Origin of the sequence: Streptomyces sp. NBC_00203 (assembly GCF_045206325.1) — a bacterium.
In the GTDB taxonomy this organism is placed as follows: Bacteria; Actinomycetota; Actinomycetes; order Streptomycetales; family Streptomycetaceae; genus Streptomyces; species Streptomyces lutosisoli.
Genome location: NZ_CP108126.1, coordinates 7,025,174 through 7,052,112 on the forward strand (window position 1 = coordinate 7,025,174; position 26,939 = coordinate 7,052,112).

Sequence of the window (26,939 nt, forward strand, 5' to 3'; positions counted from 1 at the left end):
CGGACTGGTTCACCCCGGTCCCCATAGACGCCGAGAGGAGGCGATTCCAGTGATCAGCATCAACACCAGCTCCATCAGCACCGTCAAAATGACCGATCGCTCTGTCGTCTCCACGTGCCTGCTCGGCGTCTCGAACCTGGGCACCGGTCTGTCCGGCATTCCTGCCGTCCGGCCGGCGTCCTCCGTGTCTCTCTCGGGTCTTCCCATCCGTGAGCGCAATGAGCGACCGACCCAGGCACTGGAAGCGGCAGTAGGGGCAGAGGCGCACGCCTATGCCTTTGCGGCAGCCGGTGCCGGATCCCTGAAGCAGACGAAGCAGCACCACACGATGTGGGCCTTCCGTGGGCCTGAACCCTGGAGTGATCCAGCCTGATTCTCGATCAGGCCGGCGCCTTCAGGGCCGCGGAACCCCACCCGGGATCCGCGGCCCTTCTGTTTGTCCCCGACCGGGGACGGCAGAGCGAAGGGGCCTCGGGACAAGAAAAGAACCCGGTACCAGCCGCCAACCGGCCAACCCGGCCGGCACGACCAGACGAGGAAGACGAACCGTGCAACTCGAAGCGCACGCCCCGTCCGTACCGCCTTCCGAAACGATCCCCCCGCCCGGCCTCACGGAGGACTCCACCTTGATCCCGCTCACTGCGCTCACCGCGCTCGACGACGCCATCGAGAACCTCGGCGTACCCGTCCCCTGCCGTTCCTACGACCCGGAGGTCTTCTTCGCCGAGTCGCCGGCCGATGTCGAGTACGCCAAGTCCCTCTGCCGCACCTGCCCGCTGATGGAGGCCTGCCTCGCCGGCGCCAAGGAGCGGCGTGAGCCCTGGGGCGTCTGGGGCGGCGAGCTCTTCGTCCAGGGAGTTGTCGTGGCCCGCAAGCGGCCGCGTGGCCGCCCGCGCAAGAACCCGGTTGCGGCATGAACGCCCGAGGAACGATCGACCGCCCCCTGACGAACGACCCCAAGAAGCAGGCCCCGATGAAGCCGTCCGCCGGCGAGCCCGCAGGCTCCGCGATCCCAGACTTCACCACCACCGGCGCGAACGACTCGCGTCAGAACAGGACCCGAGAGATGCAACTCATCCCAGAAGCCCTGGCTCGTGCGCATATGCACGAGCGACTGCACCAGGCTGAGCAGGAACGTCGGGCCGTGCGCCTGGCGACCGCCCGCCGCATGCAGCGCCGGGCCGAGCGCGCCTCGATGCGAGCCCGGCGCGCGTTGGCCATGGCGGTCATGCAGTAGCCGACGGCAGTCGCAGCCCTAGCAGGCAGTGATTCCCCGCGGGGGCCGGTCCGAACGGACCGGCCCCCGCGGTGCGTTGTGCCGGGCGAACCGCCGATCACGGCGATATCGTCGCCGAGTGACGAGTCTTCCCGGGGACAGTGACAGCACCGGCTCCGCACCGCGGCCCGAGGCGGGCGAGGCCCAGCACATCGTGTGCGCCCGCTGCGGCACCCCGGCTGACGGTCCCCAGCTGACCTGGACCTGTTCCGTCGAGAACGGCACCCGCAACTACTTCTGCGACAACTGCGCCCGCACCAACCTCAGAGCGATCGAGGGCCGCCTGGACTCGGCGTGGTGGTAGGCCCGCTCACGCCTCCGCCGCCGCATCCTCCTCATCCAGCAGCTCCTCGTCGGGCACGAACCCCGGCAACCACTCCTCCAGTTCGTCGCGCAGGCGGACCGTCGCGCCGAGTTGGCACAGGACGCCAATGGTGCTCAGGGTCACGCGGTGTATCAGGAGGTAGGCCGGGGGCAGGTTGAGCCGTTTGCCCAGTTGGTGGGCGGGGGAGCGGGGGTCGGCCACTCGGGCGGCCTGGCTGCGCATCCAGCCGCGGGTGAAGGTGAACTCGTCGGCCTGGGCCGGTTCGATGATCGGCAGGAGGTAGTCCAGGACCGCGTCCGGTTCGAGGTCTATGGACTCCTTGACGAAGCCCTCCTCGCAGAGCAGCTCGTAGACCGCCTCCGCCTCGCCGTCGAGGGTCATGCGGAGGGAGTCGCCGATCGGCAGGGGCAGACCGCCGGGCAGGCGGTCGACCGTGCCGAAGTCCAGGACGCCCAGACGCCAGCCGTTCTTCTCGTCCGGCAGGAGACGGAAGTTGCCCGGGTGCGGATCGGCGTGCAGCAGGCCGGTGCGGGCGGGGCCCGAGAAGAGGAAGCGGGCCAGCAGCTGGCCGGCGCGGTCCCGCTGCTCCTGGGTTCCGTCGGCGATCACTTCCGACAGCGGTATCCCGTCGATCCATTCGGTCACCAGGACCTGGTCGCACTGGTGGACCACCGCCGGTACAAGGACATCCGGGTCGCCCGCGAACTCCTCCGCATGCGCCTTCTGGGCCTGCGCCTCCAGTCCGTAGTCGAGCTCCTCGGACACCCGGTCGCGCAGTTCCGCGATGAGCGGCTTGATGTCCATACCGGGGATCAGAGGGCCGAGAAGTCTGGCGAATCGGCTGAGCTGGGTCAGATCGGACAGCAGGGCCTCGCCCGCCCCGGGGTACTGCACCTTGACGGCGACCTCGCGCCCGTCATGCCACACCGCCCGGTGGACCTGGCCGATCGAGGCCGCCGCGGACGGCTTGTCCTCGAACTCCACGAACAGCTCGGACCAGTCCTCGCCGAGCCGCTCCTCCAGCACCGAGTGGACGGTGCGTGTCGGCATGGGAGGCGCGGCTTCCTGGAGCTTCGTCAGGGCCGCGCGATACGGCCCCGCGACCTCCTCGGGCAGCGCCGACTCGAAGACGGACATCGCCTGCCCGAACTTCATGGCGCCGCCCTTGAGCTCGCCCAGCACCTTGAACAGCTGCTCCGCCGTGCGCTGCTGGAGCTCGCGGCCCACGATCTCCGCCGACTTCCCGCCGATCCGTTTGCCGAGCCCCCAGGTCGCCCGCCCGGCGAAGCCGAGCGGTAGCGCGGCGAGTTTGGCGGTACGGGTGACCGCCTTCCGGGGAAGATCAGACATGAGCCCTCCAAGTCCCAGACAGCCGTGCCGCGTACGGCTGTTGCCCCGCCATTGTCGCGTGCGGCCCGCCGTCCTCCGAGGCCCGCTCCCCCTTACCTTTCTCCGCCGTGCCGCACGGGCATGCCGGATGCGCCCAGACGGGTCTGGCGTGCCAGTCGAAGCCCGGGACCGACGCCTCCCAGCGTGCCCCCGCGCTGGAGGGCAATTCGCCGTCCAGGAAGGCAAGTGCGTGACCCGCGGCCACTCCGGCTACGGCGGCCGCCAGAGTGAGGTCGCACGCGGGTACCCGGCGCTGCTGCCCTGAGCGCCACTGTGCGACCAGACGAGGCCATGTCGGATCCCGGTCGGCGCGTCCCTCGTCCAGACAGCCCGCGCAGCCGGTGTCGCCGGGCAGGACCAAGGGGCCGACCACGCCGGTGCCTTCGACGACACCCGCGTAGAGATGTGGCGTCCCCGAGGCGATCAGGGCTTCGGCGGCGGCTGGATCGGGCGCGTGGACCGCGAGACCGTCCCGGGGAGTGAGGATCACCAGCGACAGCCCCCGCACCGCCCCGTTCTCCGCCCCCTTCTCTTCCTCGTTCTCCTTCTTCTCCTTCGAGGATGTCCGGGGCGGACGGTCGGGTGCGGCTCGGCGCACCGCCCGGCGGGCGGCCTCCTCCCTGCGCTCACCGATGGAGTCGGCGGGCAGCCCGCCCGGTGCCACATCCCACGGCTCGACGCAGCCGATGTCGCGCACATCGATCTCGCCCACGCCCGCGCCCGCGAGCAGTGAGGCAAGGATCACTCCCACCCGACCCGCGCCCCTCACCTGTACGCGCAGTGAGCGGCGGGCGGCCAGGCGTTTGATGGCGTCGCCCGGTTCGGGTGCGACGAGGGAGAGGGAGGCGAGGTCGGGGAGCAGCCGGTCCAGGACCTCCTTCTTCCTGCGCAAGGCGTCCGCGGCCGGGCCACCTCCGGTCGAGTCGTCCAGCAGGCCGGACCGGGCCAGCCGTTCCACCAGCCCGTCGACATGGCCGTCGGGCAGCCCCATCTTGCGTCCCTCTTCGCGTAGGTGCGGCAGTCCGCGTGTGCCGTCGAGCAGGTCGAGGAAACTGCCCGTCGCCGTGTCCATCGGGCCCAGCACCATGGCGTGCGCGGGTGCCATCCCGAACTGCACGGTGTTGAGATCCCGCCAGCCGCGCCGCAGCGCGGGCTTCACCATCGGATGCATGACCTACCCCCGTAGCCCGTAGAACGTCCCCATGTGTCGGCGGGGTGCGTCCTGCTCCGCCGACCGAATGCCAGCATGCCCGTCCGGGCCGATCGGTGCCGAAAGTTGTCCACAGGTGGCACCGTTCGTCGTACAAATCAAGCGCACGGAGTGCGGATCGGCATCGAACCGTCCCGGGGGCGGGACTTCCCCCGTGTGCAGCGGGTAACGTCGGGGCGTGCCCGCCGACCCACTGCACCGCGCCGGAAAACCACAGCGCAGCACGACGAGCCCGCCGCCAAGCGGCTCGGGGGCGAGCGCGATCGAGGTCCGCAGGAGCGCGCGACGGCGCAGAACGGTCTCCGCGTACCGCGAGGGCGATCGCACCGTCGTGCTCATCCCCGCCCGGATGTCCGAGGCGGAGGAGCAGCGCTGGGTGACCGTCATGCTCGACAAACTGGCCGCCCAGGAGAACAAAAGGGTGCTCGGCGACGCCGAGCTGGCCGAACGGGCGGAGCGTTTGTCGGGCCAGTACTTCGACGGCCGGGCCCGGCCCACTTCGGTGCGCTGGGTCACCAACCAGAACACGCGCTGGGGCTCGTGCACCCCGTCCGAGGGCAGCATCCGTCTGTCGCACCGGTTGCAGGGCATGCCCGAGTACGTCGTCGACTACGTCCTCGTCCACGAACTGGCCCACCTGTTGGTGCCCGGACACGGGCCGCGCTTCTGGCGGCTGCTCGAGGCGTATCCGCGTACCGAGCGTGCTCGCGGCTACCTCGAAGGGGTGGTCGCCGCCGATCGGCTGCCCCATCTGCCCGCCGCCCGCGACGAGTAGCGAGGGTCGGCCCCTCGACGAGAGGGCGATTGTGTACCGGGTCTGTACCGGCTTCGTCCACTCCCAGGGTTTGCCGTTAGCCTGACGCGACGCACTCGCATCGGGATGGGGGACGGTCGTTACGCATGGCCAGGGAATTCCAACGCGGCCACAAGGCCAAGATCAGTGACCTCACCGCGGGCACCGATCTGTACGTAGGTGTGCAGATCACCGGCCCCGGACTGACCTTCGACATCAGTTGCTTCGGTCTTGACGCCGACGAACGGCTGTCGGACGACCAGTACTTCGTCTTCTTCAACCAGCCGAAGACCCCGGAGGAGTCGATCCAGCTCCTCGGCGCCCAGTCGGGCGACACGGAGTCCTTCCGCGTCACGCTCGACCGGATCCCGGCGCAGATCCACAAACTGTCGTTCACGGCGACCATCGACGGCGCCGGACAGATGTCGCAGATCGCTCCCGGATACCTCCGTGTCGTCGCGGGCGGCGAGGAGGTGGCCCGGTACTCGTTCAGCGGCGCGGAGTTCTCCACGGAACGTGCCGTGATGCTGGGCGACTTCTACCTGAAGGACGTCTGGCGGTTCGCCGCCGTGGGACAGGGCTTCGACGGCGGCCTCGAGGCGCTGCTCAAGAACTTCGGCGGCGAGGTCGCCGAGGAGCAGCCCACCGCGCAGCAGCCGCAGGCCGGTGCCGCGCCGTCCTTCGCCCCGCCGGCCCAGGCCACCGCGCCGCCCGCGTTCGGCGGCCCGGCCGCTCCGGCCCCGGCACCCGTGCCCGCCCCGGCTCCGGCCCCCGCGCCGCAGCCCGCCGCGCAGGGCTTCGCGCCGCCCCCGGGAGCCACGCCCCCCGTCGCGCCGGCGCCCGCGCCCTCGGTGCACGCCGCGCCGACCATCATCGCGCCCCTGCACACTCCGCCGGGCGGCACCGTGCATCCGCCGGGCCCCGCGCCGTACGCGCAGCCGCCCGGTCCACCCGGGCCGCCGCCGGGCTACGGCCAGCAGCCTCCCGGCCAGACGGCTCCGATGCCTCCCGGTTACGGCCAGCAGGCACCGACCGCGCCTCCCGGTTACGGTCAGCAGGCGCCTCCCGCGCCTCCTGGTTATGGCCAGCAGGCGCCTCCCGCGCCCCCCGGTTACGGCCAGCAGCCGCAGTACGGCCAGGTCCCGGGTCAGGCGCCCGGACAGTTCCGGGGCCAGCCCGGTGCGCCCTCCCCGTACGGTGCTCCCCAGGGCGCCCCGCAGGGCGGTGCCGGTGTGGCCGCCGCGCTGGGGGCCTTCAAGGAGACGCCCACCGGCCAGCGGTGGACCCAGCAGAACAAGAAGCTCATCAGGGTCGACCTCGGCATCGGTGGTCAGCCCGTGCTGGCCCGCCAGGGCAGCATGGTGCTCTACCAGGGCAAGGTCGACTTCAGCTACAAGGGCGCCGGATTCGCCGGCCGGATCGTGGGCAACTCGACCGGCCAGGAGATGCAGCTGATGCGCTGTACCGGCCAGGGCCAGGTGTTCCTCGCCGAGAACTCCACCCATGTGCACCCCATCGAGCTCCAGGGCGACGCGATCTGTGTCTCCGCGGAGAACGTGCTCGCCTTCGACGAGTCGCTCCAGTACGAGGTGCGCCGTATCGAGGGACACGGCATTCCCGGAGGCGCCCTGTTCACGATGCAGTTCCAGGGGACCGGCACCATCGTCGTGAAGACCCACGGTGCCCCCGTCGTGCTGCCCGTGACGCCCACGACCTTCGCCGACTGCAACGCGGTCGTCGCCTGGTCCGCGGCCGCACAGGTGATCGTCTCCAGCCAGGTGCGGATGCGCCGGAACGCCTATCCCGGCGACACCGGCGAGAGCGTGAACCTCCAGTTCCGCGCCGCGCCCGGCAGTTTTGTCGTCGTCCAGCCGTACGAGGTCTGAGGGAGCCCGTCATGAACCAGCCACTCTCGGGCTTCGCCCCGGCACCCGTCACCACCCGCATGGAGAACCACGGCAATCACATGCTGAAGGTCGCCATGCAGACCGGAAGCGACCTCCTCGCGCGCGTGGGGTCGATGGTCGCCTACGAAGGGTTCGTCCAGTACGAGCCCAACCCGCCCGCCGTACGCCAGATCGCGCGCGACTGGGTCACCGGCGAGGGCGCGCCCCTGATGAAGTGCTCCGGTGACGGCCTGCTCTACCTCGCCGACTACGGGGCGAACGTCGTCGTCATCAACCTCAATGGGGACGCGATTTCCGTCAACGCGACGAACCTGCTCGCCTTCGACGCGCACCTCACGTGGGGCGTCGAGCGGGTGAAAGGGCTCGCCAAGTTCGCCGGACAGGGGCTCTGGAACACCAAGATCTCCGGCCAGGGCTGGGTCGCGCTGACCTCCCGGGGCAAGCCGATCGTCGTCGACTGCGGCGGTGGTGAGGACGAGACGTACGTCGACCCGGACGCGCTCGTCGCCTGGTCCCCGAACCTCAAGGTGAAGGGCAAGCGCAGCTTCAAGGCGCAGTCGCTGATCGGACGCGGCAGCGGTGAGGCGTACCAGATGGCGTTCTCCGGGCAGGGCATCGTCGTCGTCCAGCCCAGCGAGGACAGCACCGACCGCCTCCGGATCCGGGGCTGAGGGGGAGCAGGACACCATGCAAAGCCCGCTTTTCGGCTACAACGAGCAGCAGACCCAGGAGCGCTACAGCCTGCAGAACTCGCAGATGCTGCGCGTCGTCCTGGAGGGCCACGACGACATCCTCGCCCGCAAGGGCACGATGGTCGCGTACCAGGGTCTCGTCGAGTTCGACGCCGAGTTCCAGAACAACAGCCAGCAGCGCACGCGTGCGTACACCGGTGAGGGCCTCGACCTGATGCGCTGTCACGGGCAGGGGACGGTCTACCTCGCCAACCTCGGCCAGCACGTGCACGTCGTGGAGGTGGACCAGGACGGTCTCACCGTCGACAGCAGTTACGTCCTGGCGATGGACTCCGGGCTGCACTACGAGGCCATCGCCGTCGACAGTCAGTACGGCATCTCCGGCTCCGGCAAGTACCAGCTCAACATCACCGGTCGTGGCAAGGTCGCGCTGATGACCTCCGGGATGCCGCTGCTGATGCAGGTCACGCCGGACCGGTACGTCAACTGCGATGCCGACGCGATCGTCGCGTGGTCCACCAGCCTGCGAGTGCAGATGCAGGCCCAGACGCACTCCTCCGGGGTGTGGCGGCGCCGTGGCAACACCGGTGAGGGCTGGGAGCTGAGCTTCATGGGCAACGGGTTCGCGCTCATCCAGCCCAGTGAGCTGCTGCCGCCGCAGAACGCCGTGATCGGCCAGGGGCTGCGTGCGCAGTACGGCATGGGCCAGCAGGGTGCGCACGCGCAGAACCAGGGCAACGTCTGGAGCTGACCGCTCCGCGGGAAGCGCCGCCGTACAAGACTGCCGTCGTACAAGACTGCGGGTCGGCTGTGGCTGGTCGCGCAGTTCCCCGCGCCCCTTTCGGGGCGCGGCAGCACAGGTAAGGGGTGACCGCAATTGCGGTCACCCCTTACACACGTTCAGAGCCTGGCGCGGGTGGCCTCCAACAGCCTTACGACCGAGGCGTCCGCCACCTCCGCGACCTCGCCGTAGCCGAACCAGCGCAGGTCGAGGGACTCGTCGCTGATGGCCTCCACGGCGTCGGCCGGGGCCAGCGCGGCGTACTGGACGTCCAGATGCCAGTTGCACGGCGCCGGGATGGCGTGCCGGTCCAGACGTACAGGACCGCCCGGCAGCAGCGTCAGGCCCGGGATCCCGGACTCCTCGGTCGCCTCGCGCAGGGCCGCCGCGGCCAGCGTCGCGTCGTCCGGCTCGCAGTGGCCGCCCATCTGCAGCCACATCCGGAGCTTGCGGTGCAGCGTCAGCAGGACGCGGCCGCGCTCCGGGTCGATCACCAGCGCGCTCGCCGTGACATGCCCGGACGTGCAGGACTTCCAGGTGCCGTCGGAGTGCTCCGAGAGGTGCTCCAGGTAGACCTGGCGCAGCTCTTCCTGGTCCTCGTAGCTCTTCAGTACGAGGACCGCGTCGTCGTGGAGGCTCACTCGGTGTCGTCGCCCTTGTCGTCGTCCTTGGGGGAGTCGTCCTTCGTGAGGTTCGGCTTCTCGGCGGAACCGGAGCCGCTCGCCGCCTCGCCGAGCATCTTGTCGATCTCGGAGAAGTCCAGCTGCTCGCGGTGCACGAAGCCGTCCGGGTCGTCCAGGTCGGACGCGGTCGGCAGCATGTCCGGGTGAGCCCACAGGCCGTCACGGCCGTCGACACCGCGCGCGTCGGTGAGCGAGGCCCACAGGCGCGAGGCGTCCCGCAGCCGGCGCGGGCGCAGCTCCAGGCCGATCAGCGTGGCGAAGGTCTGCTCTGCGGGACCGCCCGTGGCGCGGCGGCGGCGCAGCGTCTCGCGCAGCGCGTCCGCGGACGACAGGCGCGGCTTGGCGGCCGCGTGGACCACCGCGTCCACCCAGCCCTCGACGAGCGCGAGAGCCGTCTCCAGGCGGGCCAGGGCGGCCTTCTGCTCCGGCGTGTCCTCCGGCTGGAACATGCCCTGCTGGAGTGCCTGCTGCAGCTCCTCCGGGTTCTGCGGGTCGAACTGGCCGACCACGTCCTCCAGCTTCGCGGTGTCGACCTTGATCCCGCGCGCGTAGCCCTCGACCGCGCCGAACAGATGCGAGCGCAGCCACGGCACGTGGGCGAAGAGGCGCTGGTGGGCGGCCTCGCGCAGGGCGAGGTAGAGCCGCACCTCCTCCTGGGGGACGCCCAGGTCTTTGCCGAACGACTCGATGTTCAGCGGCAGCAGCGCGGCCTTGCCGGCCGGGCCGAGCGGCAGGCCGATGTCGGTCGAGCCGACGACCTCGCCCGCGAGCACGCCCACGGCCTGCCCGATCTGCGTACCGAACATGGCGCCGCCCATGGAGCGCATCATGCCGATGAGCGGGCCCGCCATGGCCTGCATCTCCTCCGGCAGGACGTCGCCCATGGCCGCGCCGACGCGCTCGGCGACCGGGTCGACGAGCTCCTTCCACACGGGAAGGGTCGCCTCGACCCACTCCGCGCGGCTCCACGCCACGGCGGAGCCGGCGCCGGACGGCAGAGACGTCGCGTCGTCCAGCCACAGGTCGGCCAGACGCACGGCCTGCTCGACCGCGGTGCGCTCGGCGGGACCGACGCTCGCGTCCTTGGTGCCGTCAGGGGTGCCCTGGGAGACCGTCTGGCGGGCGATCTGCTTGGCCATGTCCCAGTTCACCGGACCGCCCTCGTACGAGAGCATCTGGCCCAGCTGCTGGAACGCGGCGCCCAGGTCATTGGGGTTCATGGAACCGAACATGGCTGCGAGCGGATTGTCGGCTCCGGGACCACCGGCTCCGGGCAGCCCGAAACCGAACGGTCCCTGACCACCACCGCTCTGCTGGTCCTTCTCCTTGCCCTCGTCGCCGTTCTCCGGCTCCTCCGGCGGAAGGCCGAATCCGAATGGGGTGTCACTCACGGGATTCCTCGGCTGGTAAGGCCGCCGGTTCGTTCCGACGGCGACTGCCCGACAACACCACCCAGCGTAGACACCACAGCCCGATTGGGCCTCGGTGCTTCGCCGACTCTTGGCCTGCGGCAGGATGGATGCCACCTGGTACGTACGCGTCACGCGCGTCCGTTACTGAAGACAACCGCTGGAGACGCCCGGTGAGTTCCCCAGATCCGCAGGTTCGCGCAGCGCGAAACCACTCAACCAGCTCGCTCCCGCGCGGGCCCGTCGTCGCGGTCACCGGCGCCGCGTCGGGCGTGGGCGCGCTGCTCACCGAGCGGCTGGCCGCCAGCGAGGAGATCAAGCAGGTCATCGCCATCGACGAGCGGCGTGGCGAGTGCGCGGACGCGACATGGCACATCCTGGATGTGCGGGACCCCGCGATCGCCGAGAAGCTGCGCGGGGCCGATGTCGTGGTGCATCTGGCGCTCGATCTCGACCTGGAGACGGACGCGGCGGCCCGGACGGCGTACAACGTCCGGGGGACCCAGACCGTGCTCACCGCCGCCGCCGCGGCCGGGGTCCACCGGGTGGTGCTGTGCACCTCGGCCATGGTCTACGGGGCGCTGCCCGACAACGAACTGCCCCTCTCCGAAGACGCCGAATTGCGGGCGACGGCCGAGGCCACCGGGGTCGGTGACCTGCTGGAGATCGAGCGGCTGGCGCGCCGCGCGCCGCGGGCCCATCCGGGACTTAATGTCACCGTTGTGCGGCCCGGTGTGCTCGTCGGGGGTACCGATACCGCTCTGACCAGGTATTTCGAGTCGCCTCGGCTGCTGGTGGTGGCGGGGTCCCGGCCCGCCTGGCAGTTCTGCCACGTCGAGGATCTGTGCAGTGCTCTGGAGTACGCCGTCGTCGAGAAGGTGGAGGGGGAGCTGGCCGTCGGGTGCGACGGGTGGCTGGAGCAGGAGGAGGTCGAGGAGCTGAGCGGGATTCGGCGGATGGAGCTGCCGTCCGCGGTCGCTCTCGGGGCCGCGGCTCGGCTTCACCGGATTGGGCTCACTCCTTCGCCCGCCGGGGATCTGGCGTACACGATGTATCCCTGGGTGGTGAGTGGGAGCCGGCTGCATGACGCCGGGTGGCGGCCGCAGTGGACCAATGAGGAGGTTCTGGCGGAGCTGCTGGAGGAGGTTGCCGGGCGGCATACGGTGGCTGGGCGGCGGCTGGGGCGGAAGGATGCGACTGCGGCGGGGGCTGCGGGGGCGACGGTGGCTCTGCTGGGTGCGGCTGCGGTGGTTCGGCGGGCTCGGAAGGCTCGGCGGCGGATCTGAGTGCGGGTTGGGCCGGACAGGGGTTTTCGCCCCCGCCGCCCCTACCCGTCCCATCGCCCAGGGGCTCCGCCCCTTCGACCCCGTTCGGTTGTGTTTTGGCTGCGGGACGGTGGGGGCTGGTCGCGCAGTTCCCCGCGCCCCTGAAGGCTCGGGGCTGCGCCCCGTCGCCCCCGCTTCGGCCTGAACGGGCTCGTTGTAGGAGGCTCCAAAGGTCTACGTGTCCGTGCCGGGGGAAAGGTCTATTTCCTGTTGTCAGTGGGGTGGGGCACGATGGGTTCATGGCACCCATGAACGACCATCCCGGTGAGCAGGCGGCGCAGGACGCGATCAAGTTGATCGGCATTCGTGAGACGCCGCTCTCGCTGGACGAGGTGTTCAAGGCGGTGGGGGACGACGCCGCCGGGGGGACCGCGCTGTTCGTGGGGAGTGTGCGGAATCACGACGGGGGCGCTGACGTCGATGAGCTCGGATATTCGTGTCATCCCAGTGCCGAGGCCGAGATGCGGCGGATCGCCGAGAAGGTGGTCGCCGAGTATCCGGTGCGGGCGTTGGCCGCTGTTCACCGTGTGGGTGAGCTGGCCGTCGGGGATCTCGCGGTCGTCGTCGCTGTTTCGTGCCCGCATCGGGGTGAGGCGTTCGAAGCCTGTCGCAAGCTCATCGATGACCTGAAGCACGAAGTGCCCATCTGGAAGCACCAGAAGTTCTCCGACGGTACGGAGGAGTGGGTCGGCGCTTGTTGAGCCGCACCCGCCTTCCGGTTGCGTAACCAGGGCCCTGCCGCGAGCGTTAACAATGCGGATGGTTAATCTGCTGATCAGTCAGTTGCGGTCGCTCATGGGGTTGGGAGGTCGACATGGCGGCGCTTGCCTGGTTGCTGATTCCGCTCATGGCTGCGATCGGTGCCGGACTGTGGGGCAGTTGGGCCGGCCGGAATCGCAAGGCGGCGGGAGACGGCGTCGAGCTCGCGGGCTACACGCGCTTCCGTGAAGCCATGGAGAAGGCCGAGGCCATGGAGAGGGCCCAGGTGAGGGAGAAGTCCCACTCCGACGCCGTCTGAGGCCTACGGGCTCCGGTCCCGTACGCAGGGTCCCGGCCGACCCCGTACGGACGGCCCCGAGGGTGCGCTGACAGCACCGTCCCGTACTGTCGTTCCATGCCACGCCGCACCGCGACGATGCTCGCCTCCACTCTGATCCTGATCGCGCTCCTGTGCGCGGGAGTGTTCATCAAAGTGCCCTACTCGGAGATGTCACCGGGCCCCACGGTGAACACGCTGGGCGATCACGACGGCGAGCCGGTGCTGCAGATCACCGGGCACAAGACGTATCCGGCCACCGGGCACCTGAACATGACCACGGTCCGGGTCACCAGCGCCGACTACAACATGAATCTTGTCGAGGCGGTCTATGGGTGGCTCGCGCACGACAACAAGGTCGTGCCGCACGACACGCTCTACCCGGACGGCAAGACCGAGGAGCAGTCGACGCAGGAGAACGCCGAGGAGTTCAGCCAGTCCCAGGAGAGCGCCAAGGTGGCCGCTCTGAAGGAGCTGGACGTCCCGGTGAAGTCCTGGGTGATCGTCTCCACCGTGCTCAAGGACTCCCCGTCCGAAGGCAGGCTGCATGCCGGAGACGTCATCAAGGCCGTCGACGGTACGACGGTGAAGGCGCCCGACGACGTCGCGAAGCTGGTCACCAAGCACAAGCCGGGCGACAAGGTCGTCTTCACGATCGTGCCCGCCAAGGAGCAGGCCGCCGCCGAGAAGGAGAACAAGACGGCGACCGCGACCAAGGACGTGACCATCACGACGACGAAGTCCGACGACAGCGGTACTGATCGGGCGATCGTCGGGATCTCGGCCGGCACCGATCACACGTTCCCGTTCACCATCGACATCAAGCTCGCCGATGTCGGCGGACCGAGCGCGGGCCTTATGTTCGCGCTCGGCATCGTGGACAAGATCACCCCGGGGAACCTCACCGGCGGCAAGTTCGTGGCCGGCACCGGCACCATCGACGACGACGGCAAGGTCGGCCCCATCGGTGGCATCGAGATGAAGACGGTCGGCGCGCGCGAGAAGGGCGCCCAGTACTTCCTGACGCCCAAGGACAACTGCGCGGCCGCCGCGAAGGACACCCCCGACGGGCTCACGCTCGTCAAGGTCAACACCATCGACGACGCGATGAGCGCCCTCAAGGACATCAGCTCGGGCAAGACGGCCGACCTCCCGAAGTGCACCACCAAGGGCTGACCGCGCCGGCTCCGAGCTCGTACGTCGATGGGGGCGCACCCGACACCGGGTGCGCCCCCATCGACGTAGAAGAAAGCCTTGTACGAGAGATCAGTCCGCGAACGTCGTCGACAGTGCCTCGGCCAGGCCCGGCACCAGGTTCGACCCCGTGAGCACCTCCGTCGGCGCGTCCTTCTCGCGCAGGCGGAGCGCCGAGTCGCGGGTACCGTCGCGCAGGACGCCGACCGTCATGCGGACCTCCTGGCGGGCGGGGTGCTCGGCGACCCACTTGGTGAGCTTCTTGCCGCTCAGGCCCGCCGGGACGGACGCCTCCGCGGACGGCGGCAGCATCAGCCGCTCCACCGTGAGCGCGCAGCCGACCACGGCGTCCGGCCAGGCGATGGTGCCGAGGAACTCGTCCAGCGGCTTGTCGGCAGGGATCTCGTCCTGCTCGATGGGGGTGAGACCGGTGGTCTCCGGCTCGTCCTGCAGGCCGAGCTGGGCCGCGAGGCCGGGTTCCTGGGCCCGCAGTCGCGCGGTGTCTACGAGGGCGAAGAGGCGAGCGGGCTGGTCCCAGCCGAGGCCGGAGGCGTACTCGTCGATCTCGAGTACGGCCCGGGTGAGCGGGCTCGCTGCCATGGGAGTGTTGGACATGGTCACAATCCTGCCTCGTTAGTACCCGGAACCGGGAACCGAGTAAAGCGTGAGTAAGTTGCATAGATGAGGCTCCACGATCACGGAGCCTTGCGGACGGTCCACCATCACGGGGGCCTGACGGATCAACAGCGACTTCGAGGTGCGCACCTTGGCTTTCCAGATGCCGGACCGCGGCGGAGGCCCGACGGGGCCACGGATCAGAGTGGGCCGACCGTCCCGGCGTGTCCGGACCCTGCTCATGACGCTGGGCGTACTGGCCGTGCTGGCCATGGCCTTCGTCATGTTCGCGGGGTTCTGGACGGACTGGCTCTGGTACCGGTCGGTTCACTATTCGTCCGTCTTCACCACCACTCTGTGGACCAAGATCGGACTCTTCTTCGTCTTCGGCCTGCTGATGGCGGCCTCGGTCGGCGTGAACATCTGGCTGGCTCACCGGCTGCGCCCGCCGCTGAGCGCCATGTCGATGGAGCAGCAGAGCCTCGACCGGTACCGGATGGGCATCGCGCCCTACAAGAAGTGGCTGCTGCTCGCCATCACCTCCCTGGTCGGGCTGATCGCCGGCGCATCAGCCTCGGGCCAGTGGCGTACGTGGCTGATGTGGGTGAACGGGGTTCCCTTCCACCAGAAGGACCCCCAGTTCCACCTCGACGTCAAGTTCTACGCCTTCGACCTGCCCTGGTACCGCTTCCTGCTCGGCTTCGGCTTCGCCGCCGCGGTGCTCTCGCTGATCGCCGCCGCGCTCACGCACTACCTGTACGGCGGGCTGCGGGTCACCAGCCCGGGGGCGCGTGCCACGGCTGCGGCCACCGGTCATCTCTCTGTGCTCCTCGGCATCTTCGTCGCGCTGAAGGCGGTCGCCTACTGGCTCGACCGGTACGGACTCGCGGTGAAGTCCAGCGACTTCAAGGCGACCGGCAACTGGACGGGCCTCAGATACGTCGACGCCCACGCGTATCTGCCCGCCAAGACGATCCTGTTCTGCATCGCCGTCATCTGCGCGCTCCTGTTCTTCGCCACCCTGTGGCGGCGCACCTGGCAGCTGCCCGTCATCGGCTTCGGCCTGATGGTGCTCTCGGCGATCCTCATCGGCGGCCTGTACCCGGCGATCGTGCAGAAGTTCCAGGTCCAGCCGAACGAGCAGGCCAAGGAAGCGCCGTACGTCGAGAAGAACCTGAAGGCGACCCGCGAGGCGTACGGGATCGACGGTACCCAGGTCTCGGAGTACGCGGGCACCAGCGACACGAAGGACAAGACCAAGCTGCGCGAGGACGCCGACACCACGGCGAGCATCCGTCTGCTGGACCCGAACATCGTCTCGCCGACGTTCCAGCAGCTGCAGCAGATGAAGAACTACTACGCGTTCCCGACCAATCTGGACGTCGACCGGTACAGCAAGGACGGCAAGGACCAGGACACGGTCATCGGTCTGCGCGAGCTGAACCTCAACGGCATTCCGAAGAACAACTGGATCAACGACCACTTCCGCTACACCCACGGATACGGCGTCGTCGCCGCCAAGGGCACCACGGCGACCTCCGGCGGCCGGCCCGTGTTCACCGAGTCCGACCTGCCGTCCAACGGCGACCTGGGGACGTACGAGCAGCGGGTCTACTACGGCGAGAAGACCACCCAGTACTCGATCGTCGGCGGTCCCCAGAAGGAGATCGACTACTCCGACGACAACGGTGAGAAGACCACCAGCTACAAGGGCAAGAGCGGGATAAGCCTCTCCAGCCCGATCAACCGGGCCGCGTACGCCGTGGCGTTCGGTGAGCCGCAGATCCTCTACTCGGGCGCGATCGGCGAGGGTTCCCGGATCCTCTACAACCGCACCCCCAAGGACCGCGTCGAGGCGGTGGCCCCCTGGCTGACCATCGACGGCGACGCCTACCCGGCCGTGGTGGACGGGAAGATCCAGTGGATCGTCGATGCCTACACGACGACCAACGGCTACCCGTACGCCTCCCGCACCACCCTGGGCGACACGACCGCCGACTCGCTCACCGCGACGAACAACCAGCGCGCGGTGGTGGCGCAGCAGAACCAGGTCAACTACATCCGCAACTCGGTGAAGGCGACCGTCGACGCGTACACCGGCGAGGTCAAGCTCTACCAGTGGGACACCAAGGACCCGGTCCTCAAGACCTGGATGAAGGCGTTCCCGAACACGGTGCAGCCGAAGACCGCGATCTCGCAGTCGCTCATGGACCATCTGCGGTACCCGCAGGACCTGTTCAAGGTCCAGCGCGAGCTGCTCACCCGCTACCACGTGAAGGACGCGCAGACGTTCCTCAGCGGCAGCGAGGTGTGGCAGGTCCCGGACGACCCGACCAACAAGTCGGGCAACGCGGTGCCGCCGTACTACCTGAGCATGAAGATGCCCGACCAGAAGGCCCAGACGTTCTCGCTGACGACGACGTTCACGCCGAACGGCCGCGACAACCTGAGCGCCTTCATGTCGGTCAACGCCGAGGCGGGCACCAGCGATTACGGCAAGATCAGAATCCTGAAACTGCCGACAAGCGAACCCGTCGACGGGCCTAAACAGGTCCAGAGCCAGTTCAACTCCGAACAGGACATCGCCGAGTCGATCAGACTCCTCAAGGGCGGCGACTCGGACATCGAGTACGGCAATCTGATGACGATCCCGCTCGACGGAGGACTGCTCTACGTGGAGCCCGTCTACGTACGCGGCAATCAGCTGAAGTACCCACTGCTGCGCAAGGTGCTGGTGACCTACGGAGGCAAGACCGCCTTCGAGAACACGCTCGACGCGGCGCTCAACAAGGTCTTGGGAGAGGACGGTTCGACCGCCCAGCCACCGGGCGAGGGGACCACGACTCCGCCCACGTCGAGCAATCCGACGGTCCAACAGGCGCTGAACGACGCCCAGAAGGCCTTCGATCAGGGCCAGGAAGCCCTGAAGAAGGGCGACTGGAAGGCGTACGGCGTGGCACAGAAGGATCTTGAGGACGCGCTGAAGCGGGCCGAGGAGGCGCAGGCCAAGGCCGACAAGACCAGCGGCAGCAGTGGCAGCGGCGGTAGCAAGAGCAGCGACAAGAGCAGTCCCAGCAGTAGTCCCAGCAGTACTCCCAGTAGCAGCCCGAGCAGCGACAAGAGCTCCGGCAGCGGCTGAGTCAGGGGCACCCCCGCGCCGTGGTACGGTTGCAACACAACGGCGCGGGGTGGAGCAGCTCGGTAGCTCGCTGGGCTCATAACCCAGAGGTCGCAGGTTCAAATCCTGTCCCCGCTACTGAAGTCGAAGGCCCGGATCCTGATCATGGATCCGGGCCTTCGACGTGTGTGTCCGGGGCCTTCGGTGTGTGTGTCCGGGGCCCAGGGGTGCGTCTGCGGGTTCTTGAGGTGTGTCTCTGGGCTCTCGGGGTGTGCGAACGCCGCGCCGAGGCGCCCGTGGTGACCTGGCGACTCTTGTGAAGTGCTGCGCCATGCGGGGGGAGTTGGGAAATCTGTGTTTGACTTGTCTCTCTGTGGGCATGTCGACAAAACGCTGAAGTGACCTCACTGGCTGCGGTATACCAGGTGTACCCAGGTTGCAGGTGGTGCGACGATGGACGTTATGGGGGACAAGGCAACTCTGTTGGATACAGGGCGGTTTGCGCAGTCTGCCGACTTTGCGCGGCCTGCGGATTTCACGCAGCCTTCCGACCGGGACGAAACCGGCGAGGCTGCCGAGGAAGCACGCCAGCGGCTCGCCGCCGAAGCCGGCGACGTCGAGGCGATGAGCGTCCTCGGAGCCATGCTGCTGCGCCGCGGTGATCTCGACGGAGCCGAGCCTCAGCTGCGCGCTGCGACCGCCGAAGGCGATCGCGCCGCCGCCAACAACCTGGGTGTCCTCCTGCACCAGCGCGGGTACGCCGACGACGCCGCCGGATGGTGGCGGATCGCCGCCGTCGCGGGCTCCGCGGCCGCCGCGCACGCGCTCGGGCGCCACCACCGCGAGCGCGGCGACGAGCCCGCCGCCGAGTACTGGCTGCGCCAGTCCGCCGAGCAGGGGCACGCCCTCGGCGCGTACGCGCTCGCCGATCTGCTGGAGCACCGCAGTGACGTGGGCGCCGAGCAGTGGATGCGGGCCGCCGCCGAGCGCGGGCACCGTGAGGCCGCCTACCGGCTGGCGCGTGCGCTTGATCGCAAGGCCGTGGACGCGGGCGAGATCGGCGGCGACAACGGTGTCATCGGAGTGATCGGTGCCGCCGGCGAAGACGCCGAGCAGTGGTACCGGCAGGCCGCCGCGCGCGGGCACCGGCGGGCCGCGCTGCATCTCGGGGCGATTCTGGAGAAGCGCGGTGAGCTGAGAGAGGCCGGGCGCTGGTATCTCACGTCCGCCAAGGACGGGGAGGCGCGTGCCGCTTGTGCGCTCGGATTCCTGCTGCGGGACGCGGGGGACACCGAGAGCGCGGCCGTGTGGTGGCTGCGGGCCGCGCAGGACGGTGACGGGAACGCCGCCAACGCGCTGGGAGCGCTGCACGCCGAGCGCGGTGAGACGCAGACCGCGGAGCGGTGGTACCGGGCCGCGATGGACGCGGGCGATGTGAACGGGGCGTACAACCTCGGGCTGCTCTGCGCCGAGCAGGGGCGGACCGCGCAGGCCGAGCAGTGGTACCGGCGGGCCGCGTACGCGGGGCACCGGGAGGCGGCGAACGCGCTGGCCATTCTGCTGCTTCAGGTCGGGGACTCGGCCGGGGCCCAGCCGTGGTTCTCCAAGGCCGCGGAGGCGGGGAGCGTCGACGCCGCTTTCAATCTCGGGATCCTGCATGCCGGGCGGGGGACCGAGGAGGACGACGCGGCCGCGCTGCGGTGGTACGAGCGGGCCGCCGCCGACGGGCACACCGAGGCGGCGCTTCAGGTCGCCATCGCCCGGTTGCGGGAGGGGGACGAGCGAGGGGCTGAGCGGCATCTGCGGTGTGCGGCGGGGGGTGGCAGTGCCGAGGCCGCGTACCGGCTTGCGGCGGTGCTTGATGCCCGGCGGCCGCCGTCGCCCGCGCATGAGCTGGGGGAGCCGGCGCAGGAGAAGAGCGAGTGCGAGGAGTGGTACGAGCGGGCGGCGTCCCAGGGGCATCGGCGGGCGCAGGTGCGGGTCGGGATGCTGGCCGCTGCGCGGGGCGATGTGGTGGAGGCGGCTCGGTGGTACCGGGAGGCCGCGGAGGCCGGGTCTCGGAACGGGGCGTTCAATCTCGGGCTGCTGCTGGCTCGGGAGGGGAGTGAGCCTGAGGCGGCGCTGTGGTGGGCTCGGGCCGCCGATGCGGGGCATGGGCGGGCGGCGCTTCGGCTGGCGCTTGTGTATGCGCGGCGGGGGGAGTTGGCGGAGGGGAAGCGGTGGGCTGACCGGGCCGTTTCTCTTGGGCCTGCGGAGGTTTCTGAGCGGGCGGCTCGGTTGCGGGACGCTCTGCGGGAGGAGCTGTCTGCGTGACGGTGGCTCTGGGGTGGGGGCTGGCGTGGAAAGGGTTTCGCCCCCGCCGCCCCTACCCGTCCCATCCCGTTCCTGGGGCTCCGCCCCAGACCCCGTTCGGTTGTGTGTTGGGTGCGGGTGGGTGGGGGCTGGTCGCGCAGTTCCTCGCGCCCCTTTCTGGGGGCTGCGCCCCCAGACCCCGCTGTCGGTCTGAACGGCGGAGGTAAGGGATTTGCGCTGGTCCACACGGTTGACGTAGTGTTCAGTTTGTCGACGCGGGGTGGAGCAGCTCGGTAGCTCGCTGGGCTCATAACCCAGAGGTCGCAGGTTCAAATCCTGTCCCCGCTACTGAAACCGAAGGCCCGGATCCTGATCATGGATCCGGGCCTTCGGTGTTTGTTGGCGTTCGGTGGTAGCGAAAAGCCCCGGCACCCTCAGGTGCCGGGGCTTTCGTGGAGTTTTTAGGCCGCCGCGCAGTTCGGGCAGACGCCGCGGTACGTCATTTCGACGTCCGAGACCGTGAAGCCGAAGCGCTCCGAGTCCGGGAGGTCGGCGAGGGGGTTGCCGCTCGGGTGGACGTCGCGGATCGCGCCGCACTGGGCGCAGACCAGGTGGTGGTGCGGGCGGTGCGCGTTCGGGTCGTAGCGCTTGGCGCGCTTGTCCGTGGCGACTTCCAGCACCTCGCCGAGCGAGACCAGCTCACCCAGCGTGTTGTAGACGGTCGCCCGGGAGATCTCGGGCAGCTTGACGACGGCCCGGGCATGCACCTCGTCGGCCGTCAGATGGACGTGATCGCCGTCGAGGACCTCGGCCACGACACGCCGCTGCGCGGTCATTCGCCATCCGCGTCCGCGCAGTCGTTCCAACAGGTCACTCATACAGACCAGCCTAACAGCAAGGTGACCAGATCCCGAACAGGTGTGAATTTGGAAGTCCACTTGACTTAGATATTGTCCATTGTAGGATCTAGTTCGATATTGGGTGATGGGCAGGACTGGGCAGGAATGACGCAGGAGGCGCACGTGACGCAGGGACCGCTTACGACGGAGGCCGGCGCGCCGGTGGCCGACAACCAGAACAGCGAGACCGCGGGCGTCGGCGGGCCCGTCCTCGTTCAGGACCAGCTGCTGCTGGAGAAGCTCGCGCACTTCAACCGTGAGCGCATTCCGGAGCGGGTCGTGCACGCACGGGGCGCCGGTGCGTACGGCACCTTCACGCTGACCCGTGACGTCTCGCAGTGGACCCGTGCCGCGTTCCTCTCCGAGGTCGGCAAGCAGACCGAGACCTTCCTGCGCTTCTCGACCGTCGCCGGCAACCTCGGCTCCGCCGACGCCGTGCGCGACCCCCGCGGCTGGGCGCTGAAGTTCTACACCGAGGAGGGCAACTACGACCTCGTCGGCAACAACACCCCGGTGTTCTTCATCAAGGACGCCATCAAGTTCCCCGACTTCATCCACACGCAGAAGCGCGACCCGTACACCGGGTCGCAGGAAGCCGACAACGTGTGGGATTTCTGGGGGCTGTCCCCCGAGTCCACGCATCAGGTGACCTGGCTCTTCGGTGACCGCGGGATTCCCGCCTCGTATCGCCACCTCAACGGGTACGGCTCGCACACGTACCAGTGGAACAACGAGGCCGGCGAGGTCTTCTGGGTCAAGTACCACTTCAAGACCGACCAGGGCATCAAGAACCTCACCCAGGACGAGGCCAACAAGCTCGCCGGTGAGGACCCCGACTCCCACCAGCGCGACCTGCGCGAGGCCATCGAACGCGGTGACTTCCCGTCCTGGACCGTGCAGGTGCAGATCATGCCGGCGGCCGAGGCGGCCACGTACCGCTTCAACCCGTTCGACCTCACCAAGGTGTGGCCGCACGAGGACTACCCGCCGGTCGAGATCGGGAAGCTCGAGCTCAACCGCAACCCGGAGAACGTCTTCGCCGAGGTCGAGCAGAGCATCTTCTCGCCCGCTCACTTCGTACCGGGTATCGGGCCCTCGCCCGACAAGATGCTCCAGGGGCGGCTCTTCGCCTATGGCGACGCCCACCGCTACCGCGTCGGCATCAACGCCGACCACCTGCCGGTGAACCGGCCGCACGCCACCGAGGCGCGCACCAACTCGCGTGACGGCTTCCTGTACGACGGGCGCCACAAGGGTGCGAAGAACTACGAGCCCAACAGCTTCGGCGGTCCCTTCGAGACGGGCAGGCCGCTGTGGCAGCCGGTCGCGGTCACCGGATACACCGGTGACATCGCCGCCCCCGTCCACTCCGAGGACGACGACTTCGTGCAGGCGGGCAACCTCTACCGGCTGATGTCCGAGGACGAGAAGGGGCGTCTGATCGAGAACCTGGCGGGCTTCATCGCCAAGGTCTCCCGTGACGACATCGCCGAGCGCGCGATCGACAACTTCCGCCGGGCGGACGGCGACTTCGGCAAGCGGCTGGACGCCGCGGTCCAGGCCCTGCGCGGCTGACAAACAGCACTGGAACGCTTGTCGTGGCCGGCGGGCCGGTTCCCTTTTGGGGTCCGGCCCGCTCGCACGTGGGTGTGGGTGTGGGTGTGCGGAGGGTCTACGCCGGTACGTGCTGCCGTACCGGGGCCCAGCAGCGGATGATGTCGCGGACCGAGACGATGCCGACCGGGCCGTTGCCGTCGAGCACGATCAGATGGCGGAAGCCGCCGTGCGACATCGCCGTCGCGGCCTCATCCAAGGTCCAGGCGGGTGCGGCGAAGACGACGTCGGTGGTGGTGTGGGTGCCTGCGGTCTCGGTGTCCGGGTTCTGGCCCAGGGCGAGTGAGTTGAGGATGTCGCGCTCGGTGATGATTCCGAGGCCGCTGGAGTCCTCGTCGTGGACGACGGCCGCGCCTACGCGGCGTGCGGACATCAGGCGGGCCGCCTGGCGGAGGGTGTGTGCCGGGCCGATGGTGAGGACCACCGTGCTCATGGCGTCGCGGACGAGCATGGACGGAGCCACCTCCTACGAATCCGATGGGCTTGTCCCACGGGGTGGGCTTGCGCACGGATTCACAAGTTCACAAGTGGGGGGACTCTCAGAGTCGCAGTTAAAGGGAGGGTCAACAAGGGGGCGCGTGCGGTGAGTTCGGGGGCGCCCGGAGGTGCCCCGGGAACCCCAGCTCAGTACCGCTGGTTCAGGTAACCCAGCAGTTCGTCGTGGAGGATGCCGTTCGACGCGGCCGCGTTGCCGCTGTGCGGGCCCGGGCGGCCGTCCAGGCCGGTGAAGGAGCCGCCCGCCTCGGTCACCACGATCGCGGTCGCCGCCATGTCCCAGAGCGAGAGCTCGGGCTCCGCGCAGATGTCCACCGAGCCCTCGGCGACCATCATGTACGGCCAGAAGTCGCCGTATCCGCGGGTGCGCCAGACGGCCTTCGTGAGGTCGAGGAAGCCGTCGAGGCGGCCCTGGTCCTCCCAGCCGGACAGGGACGAGTACGCGAAGGACGCGTCGGCCATGCGGGAGACCTTGGAGACCTGGAGGCGCGAGGCCGAGGTGAGGCTGCGGCCGGTGAACGCGCCGTGGCCCTTCGCGGCCCACCAGCGGCGGCCCAGGGCGGGCGCCGAGACCACGCCGACGACGGGCTGGTAGCCGCCCTCGCCCGCCTCCATCAGGGAGATCAGCGTGGCCCAGACGGGGACGCCGCGTACGTAGTTCTTGGTGCCGTCGATCGGGTCGATGACCCAGCGGCGGGGGCCCGTGCCCTCGATGCCGTACTCCTCGCCGAGGATCGCGTCGCGTGGCCTCGCCCGCTGGAGCTGGCCGCGGATGAGCTCCTCGGCGGCCTTGTCCGCCTCGCTCACCGGCGTCATGTCCGGCTTGGTCTCGACCTTCAGGTCGAGTGCCTTGAACCGGGCCATCGTCGCGGCGTCGGCGGCGTCCGCGAGGACGTGGGCGAGACGCAGGTCATCGTGGTAGTCGGGCATGAGCGAACCGTATCTGCCCGTTCTGGGATCGGGCCACAGGGGCCCGGGATCATCCCGGTTTCGGTTCCGCCCCGTTTCGGTTCCGGGTTTTGGCTGCTGCTCACCGTTTTCGGCTGCGGGCCGTCTTGGGTTCGCGCGCGGATCGTTGTCGGTTCGCCTGCGGGCCGTCGTGGGTTCGCCTGCGGATCGTTGTGGGGCGGGGCCGGGTCGGAGGTATCCGTCCTCGGTCTGGCACGGAATCGGTTGGGTTCCGAGGAACCGGCGTTGACGCGCCATCCGCTGCGGGCGGACACCTCCGCCCCGGCCCCTTCTCGCCGTTCGCGGGCACCTGTTGTCGGGGGCTTGCGTTCCGGATTGGGTGCGTGCGAGCCGTTGTTTGCGCCCCTTGGGGCCGCCGCGAACCCTTGACAGTGCCTCTGCGCGCGTCAAATCTGAGCTGCAGAGCCGCTCGCCCCAGGGAGGCGATGATGCCTGCAGCGCGGGAATCCCTCTTGGACGCCGCATATACGGCGCTCGTGCGTCGTGCTTGGTCTGCCGTACGGATGGTCGATGTGGCCGCCGTGGCCGGAGTGTCACGTCAGACGCTCTACAACGAGTTCGGGAGTAAGGAGGGGCTCGCGCGTGCCCTTGTGCGGCGGGAGGCCGATGGCTATCTCGCGGGGGTCGACCGGGCCCTGGCCGCTCATGCGGATGCGCGGGAGCGGCTGGTCGCCACCGCTGAGTGGACCGCGTCGGCCGCGCGGAGCAACGTCTTGGTGAGGGCGATGCTGACGGGGTGCTGGAGTGAGCGGCTGCCCTCGCCGACGTTGTCGGCGGTGCCTTCGTCTTCCGCGGTGCCCGCGCAGCGACGGGCCGACGGGCCGTTGCCCTCGCCCTCCGACTTCGTGGCGCTGGTACGGGACCGGGCCGCTGCCGCGCTCTTCGGCTCCAAGGCGGACACGTCCGAGCTGGTCCGCTCCTGCGAGCTTGTCGCGCGTATCGCCTTGTCCTGTGTGTCGGCGCCGCCCGGTGAGGGCGGGGTCACGGATCTGGTGAAGGCCGCGTTGACCCCGTCCCACCGGCTCGGCGTGTAGAGGGTTACTTCTTCTTGAGCCAGCCGACCTTGGTGAAGTCGTCGTCCGCCAGTCCGCCCGCGCCGTAGTTGGCGAGGTTCGAGCGGACTGCCAGGACCTGGGGGCGCTGGTAGAGCGGGATGGAGTGGCCGAGGGCCCAGATCTTGGTGTCGGCCTCGTTGTAGAGCTTGGCCTGTTCGGTGGTGTCTGTGGTCTCGCCCGCCTTCTTGAGGAGGGCGTCGATGGCCGGGGAGCCGACCGAGCCGTAGTTCTCGTACAGGTTCTTGCCGGACGTCTGGCGGTAGATCGGGTACGCCTCGGAGCGGAAGGTCTGGTCGACCCAGCGGAAGCTGACCAGGTCGAAGTTGCCGATGGTGACGTACTTGGAGAAGTAGTCGTTCGTGGGGACCTTCTTGATGGAGACCTTGATACCGATCGCGGCCAGCTGTGCCTGGATCAGCTCGGCCTGGTCCTCCTGGGCCGACGTGCTGCCCGCGCTGAGGGTGTAGGTGAGGGCGAGCTGCTTGCCGTTCTTGGCGCGGGTGTCGCCCTTGAGCTTCCAGCCGGCCTCGTCGAGGAGTTTGCCGGCCGCCGTCACGTCGTAGGTGCCGTACGTACCGGAGTTGTCCTGGTAGCCCGCCTGGTTGGGCATGAAGAAGTGGCTGCCGTACGTCTTCAGCTGGACCGGGAGGTCCTTGCCGAAGGCAGTGGCGATGGACTTGCGGTCGATGGCGTGCTGGATCGCCTGGCGGACCTTGACGTCCTTGAGCGGGCCGCGGGCGCCGTTGAGGGTGATGTGGACCTCGTCCCAGCGGGCGCCGGTGCGGATGTCCGTGTCGGCGGCCTTCGCCAGGCGCTTGTAGTCCTCGGGGAGGATCGCGGAGGCGTAGTCGATCTCCTTGTTGAGGTACGCGTCCGTCCAGGCCGTGTAGTCCAGTGCGCGGAAGACGACCGAGTCCAGCTTGGGCTTCGTGCCCCACCAGTTGGGGTCCGGGACCGCGGTGATCGTCTGGGCCGTTTTGTCGTACGAGGAGATCTTGAAGGCTGCGCCTGTGACCGGGATCTTCTCCGTCCAGCCCTTGTTGAACTTGGCGGGGGTGTCGATGCCCGCGGCGGGGAGGAGGGGGTCGAAGAGGCGCTTCCAGTCGGCGTACGGGGAGGAGAAGGTGATCTTCACCTGGTGGGCGTCGGCGCCCTGTTCGACCGCGCTGATCTGGTCGTAGCCGGAGGTGTTGGCTGCCTCGTAGTCCTTGTTCGTGCCGTTGGTGGCCTTCCAGAGCGCGTTGAAGTCGCGCCAGCTCAGCTGTTTCCCGTCGGACCACTTGGCTTTGGGGTTCAGCTTGTATACGACGGTCTGGGGGCTGGTGGAGGTCACCGCGGCGGAGAGCAGGAAGTCCGTGCTGGGGTGGACCTCGCCGCGTGCGTCGGCGGTGAAGAGGCTGGGTTCGACGAGTTCGTTGATCGAGGCGGCGTCGCCCTGGTTGCCGTTGGCGGTGTAGCGGTTGAAGTCCGCGATCCACTGGGAGATCGCGAGCTTGAGGGTGCCGCCCTGCTGGATGTCGGCGAGCGGGTGGGCGTTGATCTGCTGGCTGCCGGCCGGGGCGGCGCTCTTCTGTGCCTGGGGCTTGTCGTCGCCGGACGAGCCGCAGCCGCTCACCAGCAACGCGGCGGCCGCGGTGGCGGCGACCAGGGCCCCGGCGGGGGTTCTGCGCATGTCGGTGTCCTTTGTGGGATGTCCCCATGGGGCCCAGGAGGGGTGTCCCCGGGGGCTCCTGCGGGGTCCGGCGGGAGCCGGTGGTCATCGGTGAATGCGCCGAACGTAGAACGGCTACGGCAGTCGGGGGAGCCGTTCTGGACTGCTGTCATGTTCTCTTCATAGTGGTGCAACAGTGGGGCGGAAGGAT

General features: G+C 69.1%; 25 protein-coding genes and 2 tRNA genes. 18 read left to right on the forward strand and 9 right to left on the reverse strand.

Annotation, left to right across the window (positions count from 1 at the left end):
* Positions 1 to 49: 49 nt before the first annotated feature.
* The 4 genes from OG975_RS31515 to OG975_RS31530 all read left to right on the forward strand — a co-directional run bounded on the left by OG975_RS31515 (position 50) and on the right by OG975_RS31530 (position 1,580).
* Positions 50 to 373, forward strand: a complete 324-nt coding sequence (locus OG975_RS31515; RefSeq protein ID WP_330307172.1) for a hypothetical protein — start codon at positions 50 to 52, stop codon at positions 371 to 373.
* A 175-nt stretch (positions 374 to 548) separates the two neighbouring features.
* Positions 549 to 917 carry a WhiB family transcriptional regulator gene (locus tag OG975_RS31520; RefSeq protein WP_028802016.1) on the forward strand — a complete coding sequence of 123 codons (369 nt, stop codon included), beginning with the start codon at positions 549 to 551 and terminating at the stop codon, positions 915 to 917.
* On the forward strand, positions 914 to 1,237 hold the full coding sequence (locus OG975_RS31525; protein WP_327431569.1) for a hypothetical protein: 324 nt from the start codon (positions 914 to 916) through the stop codon (positions 1,235 to 1,237). The genes OG975_RS31520 and OG975_RS31525 overlap by 4 nt, the downstream gene beginning before the upstream one ends.
* Positions 1,238 to 1,355: 118 nt before the next feature.
* Positions 1,356 to 1,580, forward strand: a complete 225-nt coding sequence (locus OG975_RS31530; protein ID WP_381259039.1) for a hypothetical protein — start codon at positions 1,356 to 1,358, stop codon at positions 1,578 to 1,580.
* Between the two features lie 6 nt (positions 1,581 to 1,586).
* Here OG975_RS31530 and OG975_RS31535 read toward each other — a convergent pair whose 3' ends face one another.
* Both OG975_RS31535 and OG975_RS31540 read right to left on the reverse strand, forming a co-directional pair.
* A complete protein-coding gene (locus tag OG975_RS31535; protein WP_327431571.1) occupies positions 1,587 to 2,951 on the reverse strand; it encodes an AarF/ABC1/UbiB kinase family protein in 1,365 nt (454 codons plus the stop codon).
* A complete protein-coding gene (locus OG975_RS31540; protein ID WP_406332724.1) occupies positions 2,944 to 4,161 on the reverse strand; it encodes a TOMM precursor leader peptide-binding protein in 1,218 nt (405 codons plus the stop codon). Before OG975_RS31540 ends, OG975_RS31535 begins: the two co-directional genes overlap by 8 nt.
* 217 nt (positions 4,162 to 4,378) lie before the next feature.
* On the opposite strand from OG975_RS31540, the gene OG975_RS31545 reads away from it, so the two are divergent.
* The 4 genes from OG975_RS31545 to OG975_RS31560 all read left to right on the forward strand — a co-directional run bounded on the left by OG975_RS31545 (position 4,379) and on the right by OG975_RS31560 (position 8,343).
* Positions 4,379 to 4,975: a M48 family metallopeptidase gene (locus OG975_RS31545; RefSeq protein WP_327431573.1), complete on the forward strand. Its 597-nt coding sequence runs from the start codon at positions 4,379 to 4,381 to the stop codon at positions 4,973 to 4,975.
* A gap of 125 nt (positions 4,976 to 5,100) precedes the next feature.
* Complete coding sequence (locus OG975_RS31550) at positions 5,101 to 6,879, forward strand: TerD family protein (RefSeq protein ID WP_406332725.1); 1,779 nt, start codon at positions 5,101 to 5,103, stop codon at positions 6,877 to 6,879.
* Between the two features lie 11 nt (positions 6,880 to 6,890).
* On the forward strand, positions 6,891 to 7,571 hold the full coding sequence (locus tag OG975_RS31555) for an AIM24 family protein (protein ID WP_406332726.1): 681 nt from the start codon (positions 6,891 to 6,893) through the stop codon (positions 7,569 to 7,571).
* Positions 7,572 to 7,587: 16 nt separating this feature from the next.
* A complete protein-coding gene (locus tag OG975_RS31560) occupies positions 7,588 to 8,343 on the forward strand; it encodes an AIM24 family protein (RefSeq protein ID WP_406332727.1) in 756 nt (251 codons plus the stop codon).
* 149 nt (positions 8,344 to 8,492) lie between these two features.
* Here the strand turns inward: OG975_RS31560 and OG975_RS31565 are convergent, their stop codons facing one another.
* The gene (locus tag OG975_RS31565; RefSeq protein WP_406332728.1) at positions 8,493 to 9,014 is read right to left on the reverse strand and encodes an NUDIX hydrolase; all 522 of its coding nucleotides are present in this window, start codon (positions 9,012 to 9,014) and stop codon (positions 8,493 to 8,495) included.
* Complete coding sequence (locus tag OG975_RS31570) at positions 9,011 to 10,447, reverse strand: zinc-dependent metalloprotease (protein ID WP_327431578.1); 1,437 nt, start codon at positions 10,445 to 10,447, stop codon at positions 9,011 to 9,013. The genes OG975_RS31565 and OG975_RS31570 overlap by 4 nt, the downstream gene beginning before the upstream one ends.
* A gap of 191 nt (positions 10,448 to 10,638) precedes the next feature.
* Here OG975_RS31570 and OG975_RS31575 point away from each other — a divergent pair, with 191 nt between their 5' ends.
* The 4 genes from OG975_RS31575 (at position 10,639) to OG975_RS31590 (ending at position 14,002) form a co-directional block, all read left to right on the forward strand.
* Positions 10,639 to 11,751 (forward strand): SDR family oxidoreductase, encoded by a 1,113-nt coding sequence (locus OG975_RS31575; protein WP_330307181.1) that lies wholly within the window; start codon positions 10,639 to 10,641, stop codon positions 11,749 to 11,751.
* Between the two features lie 278 nt (positions 11,752 to 12,029).
* On the forward strand, positions 12,030 to 12,491 hold the full coding sequence (locus OG975_RS31580) for a molybdenum cofactor biosynthesis protein MoaE (RefSeq protein ID WP_327431580.1): 462 nt from the start codon (positions 12,030 to 12,032) through the stop codon (positions 12,489 to 12,491).
* Positions 12,492 to 12,604: 113 nt separating this feature from the next.
* A complete protein-coding gene (locus tag OG975_RS31585) occupies positions 12,605 to 12,808 on the forward strand; it encodes a hypothetical protein (protein ID WP_406332729.1) in 204 nt (67 codons plus the stop codon).
* A gap of 96 nt (positions 12,809 to 12,904) precedes the next feature.
* Positions 12,905 to 14,002 carry a PDZ domain-containing protein gene (locus OG975_RS31590; protein ID WP_406332730.1) on the forward strand — a complete coding sequence of 366 codons (1,098 nt, stop codon included), beginning with the start codon at positions 12,905 to 12,907 and terminating at the stop codon, positions 14,000 to 14,002.
* A gap of 90 nt (positions 14,003 to 14,092) precedes the next feature.
* On the opposite strand, the gene OG975_RS31595 is transcribed toward OG975_RS31590, so the two are convergent.
* Positions 14,093 to 14,635, reverse strand: a complete 543-nt coding sequence (locus OG975_RS31595; protein ID WP_406332731.1) for a PPA1309 family protein — start codon at positions 14,633 to 14,635, stop codon at positions 14,093 to 14,095.
* Positions 14,636 to 14,798: 163 nt separating this feature from the next.
* On the opposite strand from OG975_RS31595, the gene OG975_RS31600 reads away from it, so the two are divergent.
* The 4 genes from OG975_RS31600 to OG975_RS31615 all read left to right on the forward strand — a co-directional run bounded on the left by OG975_RS31600 (position 14,799) and on the right by OG975_RS31615 (position 20,393).
* Positions 14,799 to 17,774, forward strand: coding sequence for a UPF0182 family protein (locus OG975_RS31600; protein ID WP_406336553.1), 2,976 nt, complete (start codon positions 14,799 to 14,801; stop codon positions 17,772 to 17,774).
* A gap of 43 nt (positions 17,775 to 17,817) precedes the next feature.
* A tRNA-Met gene (locus OG975_RS31605) sits at positions 17,818 to 17,891 on the forward strand.
* A gap of 315 nt (positions 17,892 to 18,206) precedes the next feature.
* Positions 18,207 to 20,066, forward strand: coding sequence for a sel1 repeat family protein (locus OG975_RS31610; protein ID WP_406332732.1), 1,860 nt, complete (start codon positions 18,207 to 18,209; stop codon positions 20,064 to 20,066).
* A 253-nt stretch (positions 20,067 to 20,319) separates the two neighbouring features.
* A tRNA-Met gene (locus tag OG975_RS31615) sits at positions 20,320 to 20,393 on the forward strand.
* Between the two features lie 113 nt (positions 20,394 to 20,506).
* On the opposite strand, the gene OG975_RS31620 is transcribed toward OG975_RS31615, so the two are convergent.
* Positions 20,507 to 20,923: a Fur family transcriptional regulator gene (locus tag OG975_RS31620; RefSeq protein WP_406332733.1), complete on the reverse strand. Its 417-nt coding sequence runs from the start codon at positions 20,921 to 20,923 to the stop codon at positions 20,507 to 20,509.
* Between the two features lie 126 nt (positions 20,924 to 21,049).
* On the opposite strand from OG975_RS31620, the gene OG975_RS31625 reads away from it, so the two are divergent.
* On the forward strand, positions 21,050 to 22,519 hold the full coding sequence (locus OG975_RS31625; RefSeq protein WP_406332734.1) for a catalase: 1,470 nt from the start codon (positions 21,050 to 21,052) through the stop codon (positions 22,517 to 22,519).
* Positions 22,520 to 22,616: 97 nt separating this feature from the next.
* On the opposite strand, the gene OG975_RS31630 is transcribed toward OG975_RS31625, so the two are convergent.
* Both OG975_RS31630 and hisN read right to left on the reverse strand, forming a co-directional pair.
* Entirely contained in the window at positions 22,617 to 23,009 is a 393-nt protein-coding gene (locus OG975_RS31630) for a cyclic nucleotide-binding/CBS domain-containing protein (protein ID WP_406332735.1), read from the reverse strand.
* A 173-nt stretch (positions 23,010 to 23,182) separates the two neighbouring features.
* A complete protein-coding gene (gene hisN / locus OG975_RS31635; RefSeq protein ID WP_406332736.1) occupies positions 23,183 to 23,983 on the reverse strand; it encodes a histidinol-phosphatase in 801 nt (266 codons plus the stop codon).
* Positions 23,984 to 24,447: 464 nt separating this feature from the next.
* Here hisN and OG975_RS31640 point away from each other — a divergent pair, with 464 nt between their 5' ends.
* Positions 24,448 to 25,056 (forward strand): TetR/AcrR family transcriptional regulator, encoded by a 609-nt coding sequence (locus OG975_RS31640; RefSeq protein WP_406332737.1) that lies wholly within the window; start codon positions 24,448 to 24,450, stop codon positions 25,054 to 25,056.
* Between the two features lie 4 nt (positions 25,057 to 25,060).
* Here the strand turns inward: OG975_RS31640 and OG975_RS31645 are convergent, their stop codons facing one another.
* Positions 25,061 to 26,749 carry an ABC transporter family substrate-binding protein gene (locus OG975_RS31645; protein ID WP_406332738.1) on the reverse strand — a complete coding sequence of 563 codons (1,689 nt, stop codon included), beginning with the start codon at positions 26,747 to 26,749 and terminating at the stop codon, positions 25,061 to 25,063.
* Between the last annotated feature and the right edge of the window lie 190 nt (positions 26,750 to 26,939).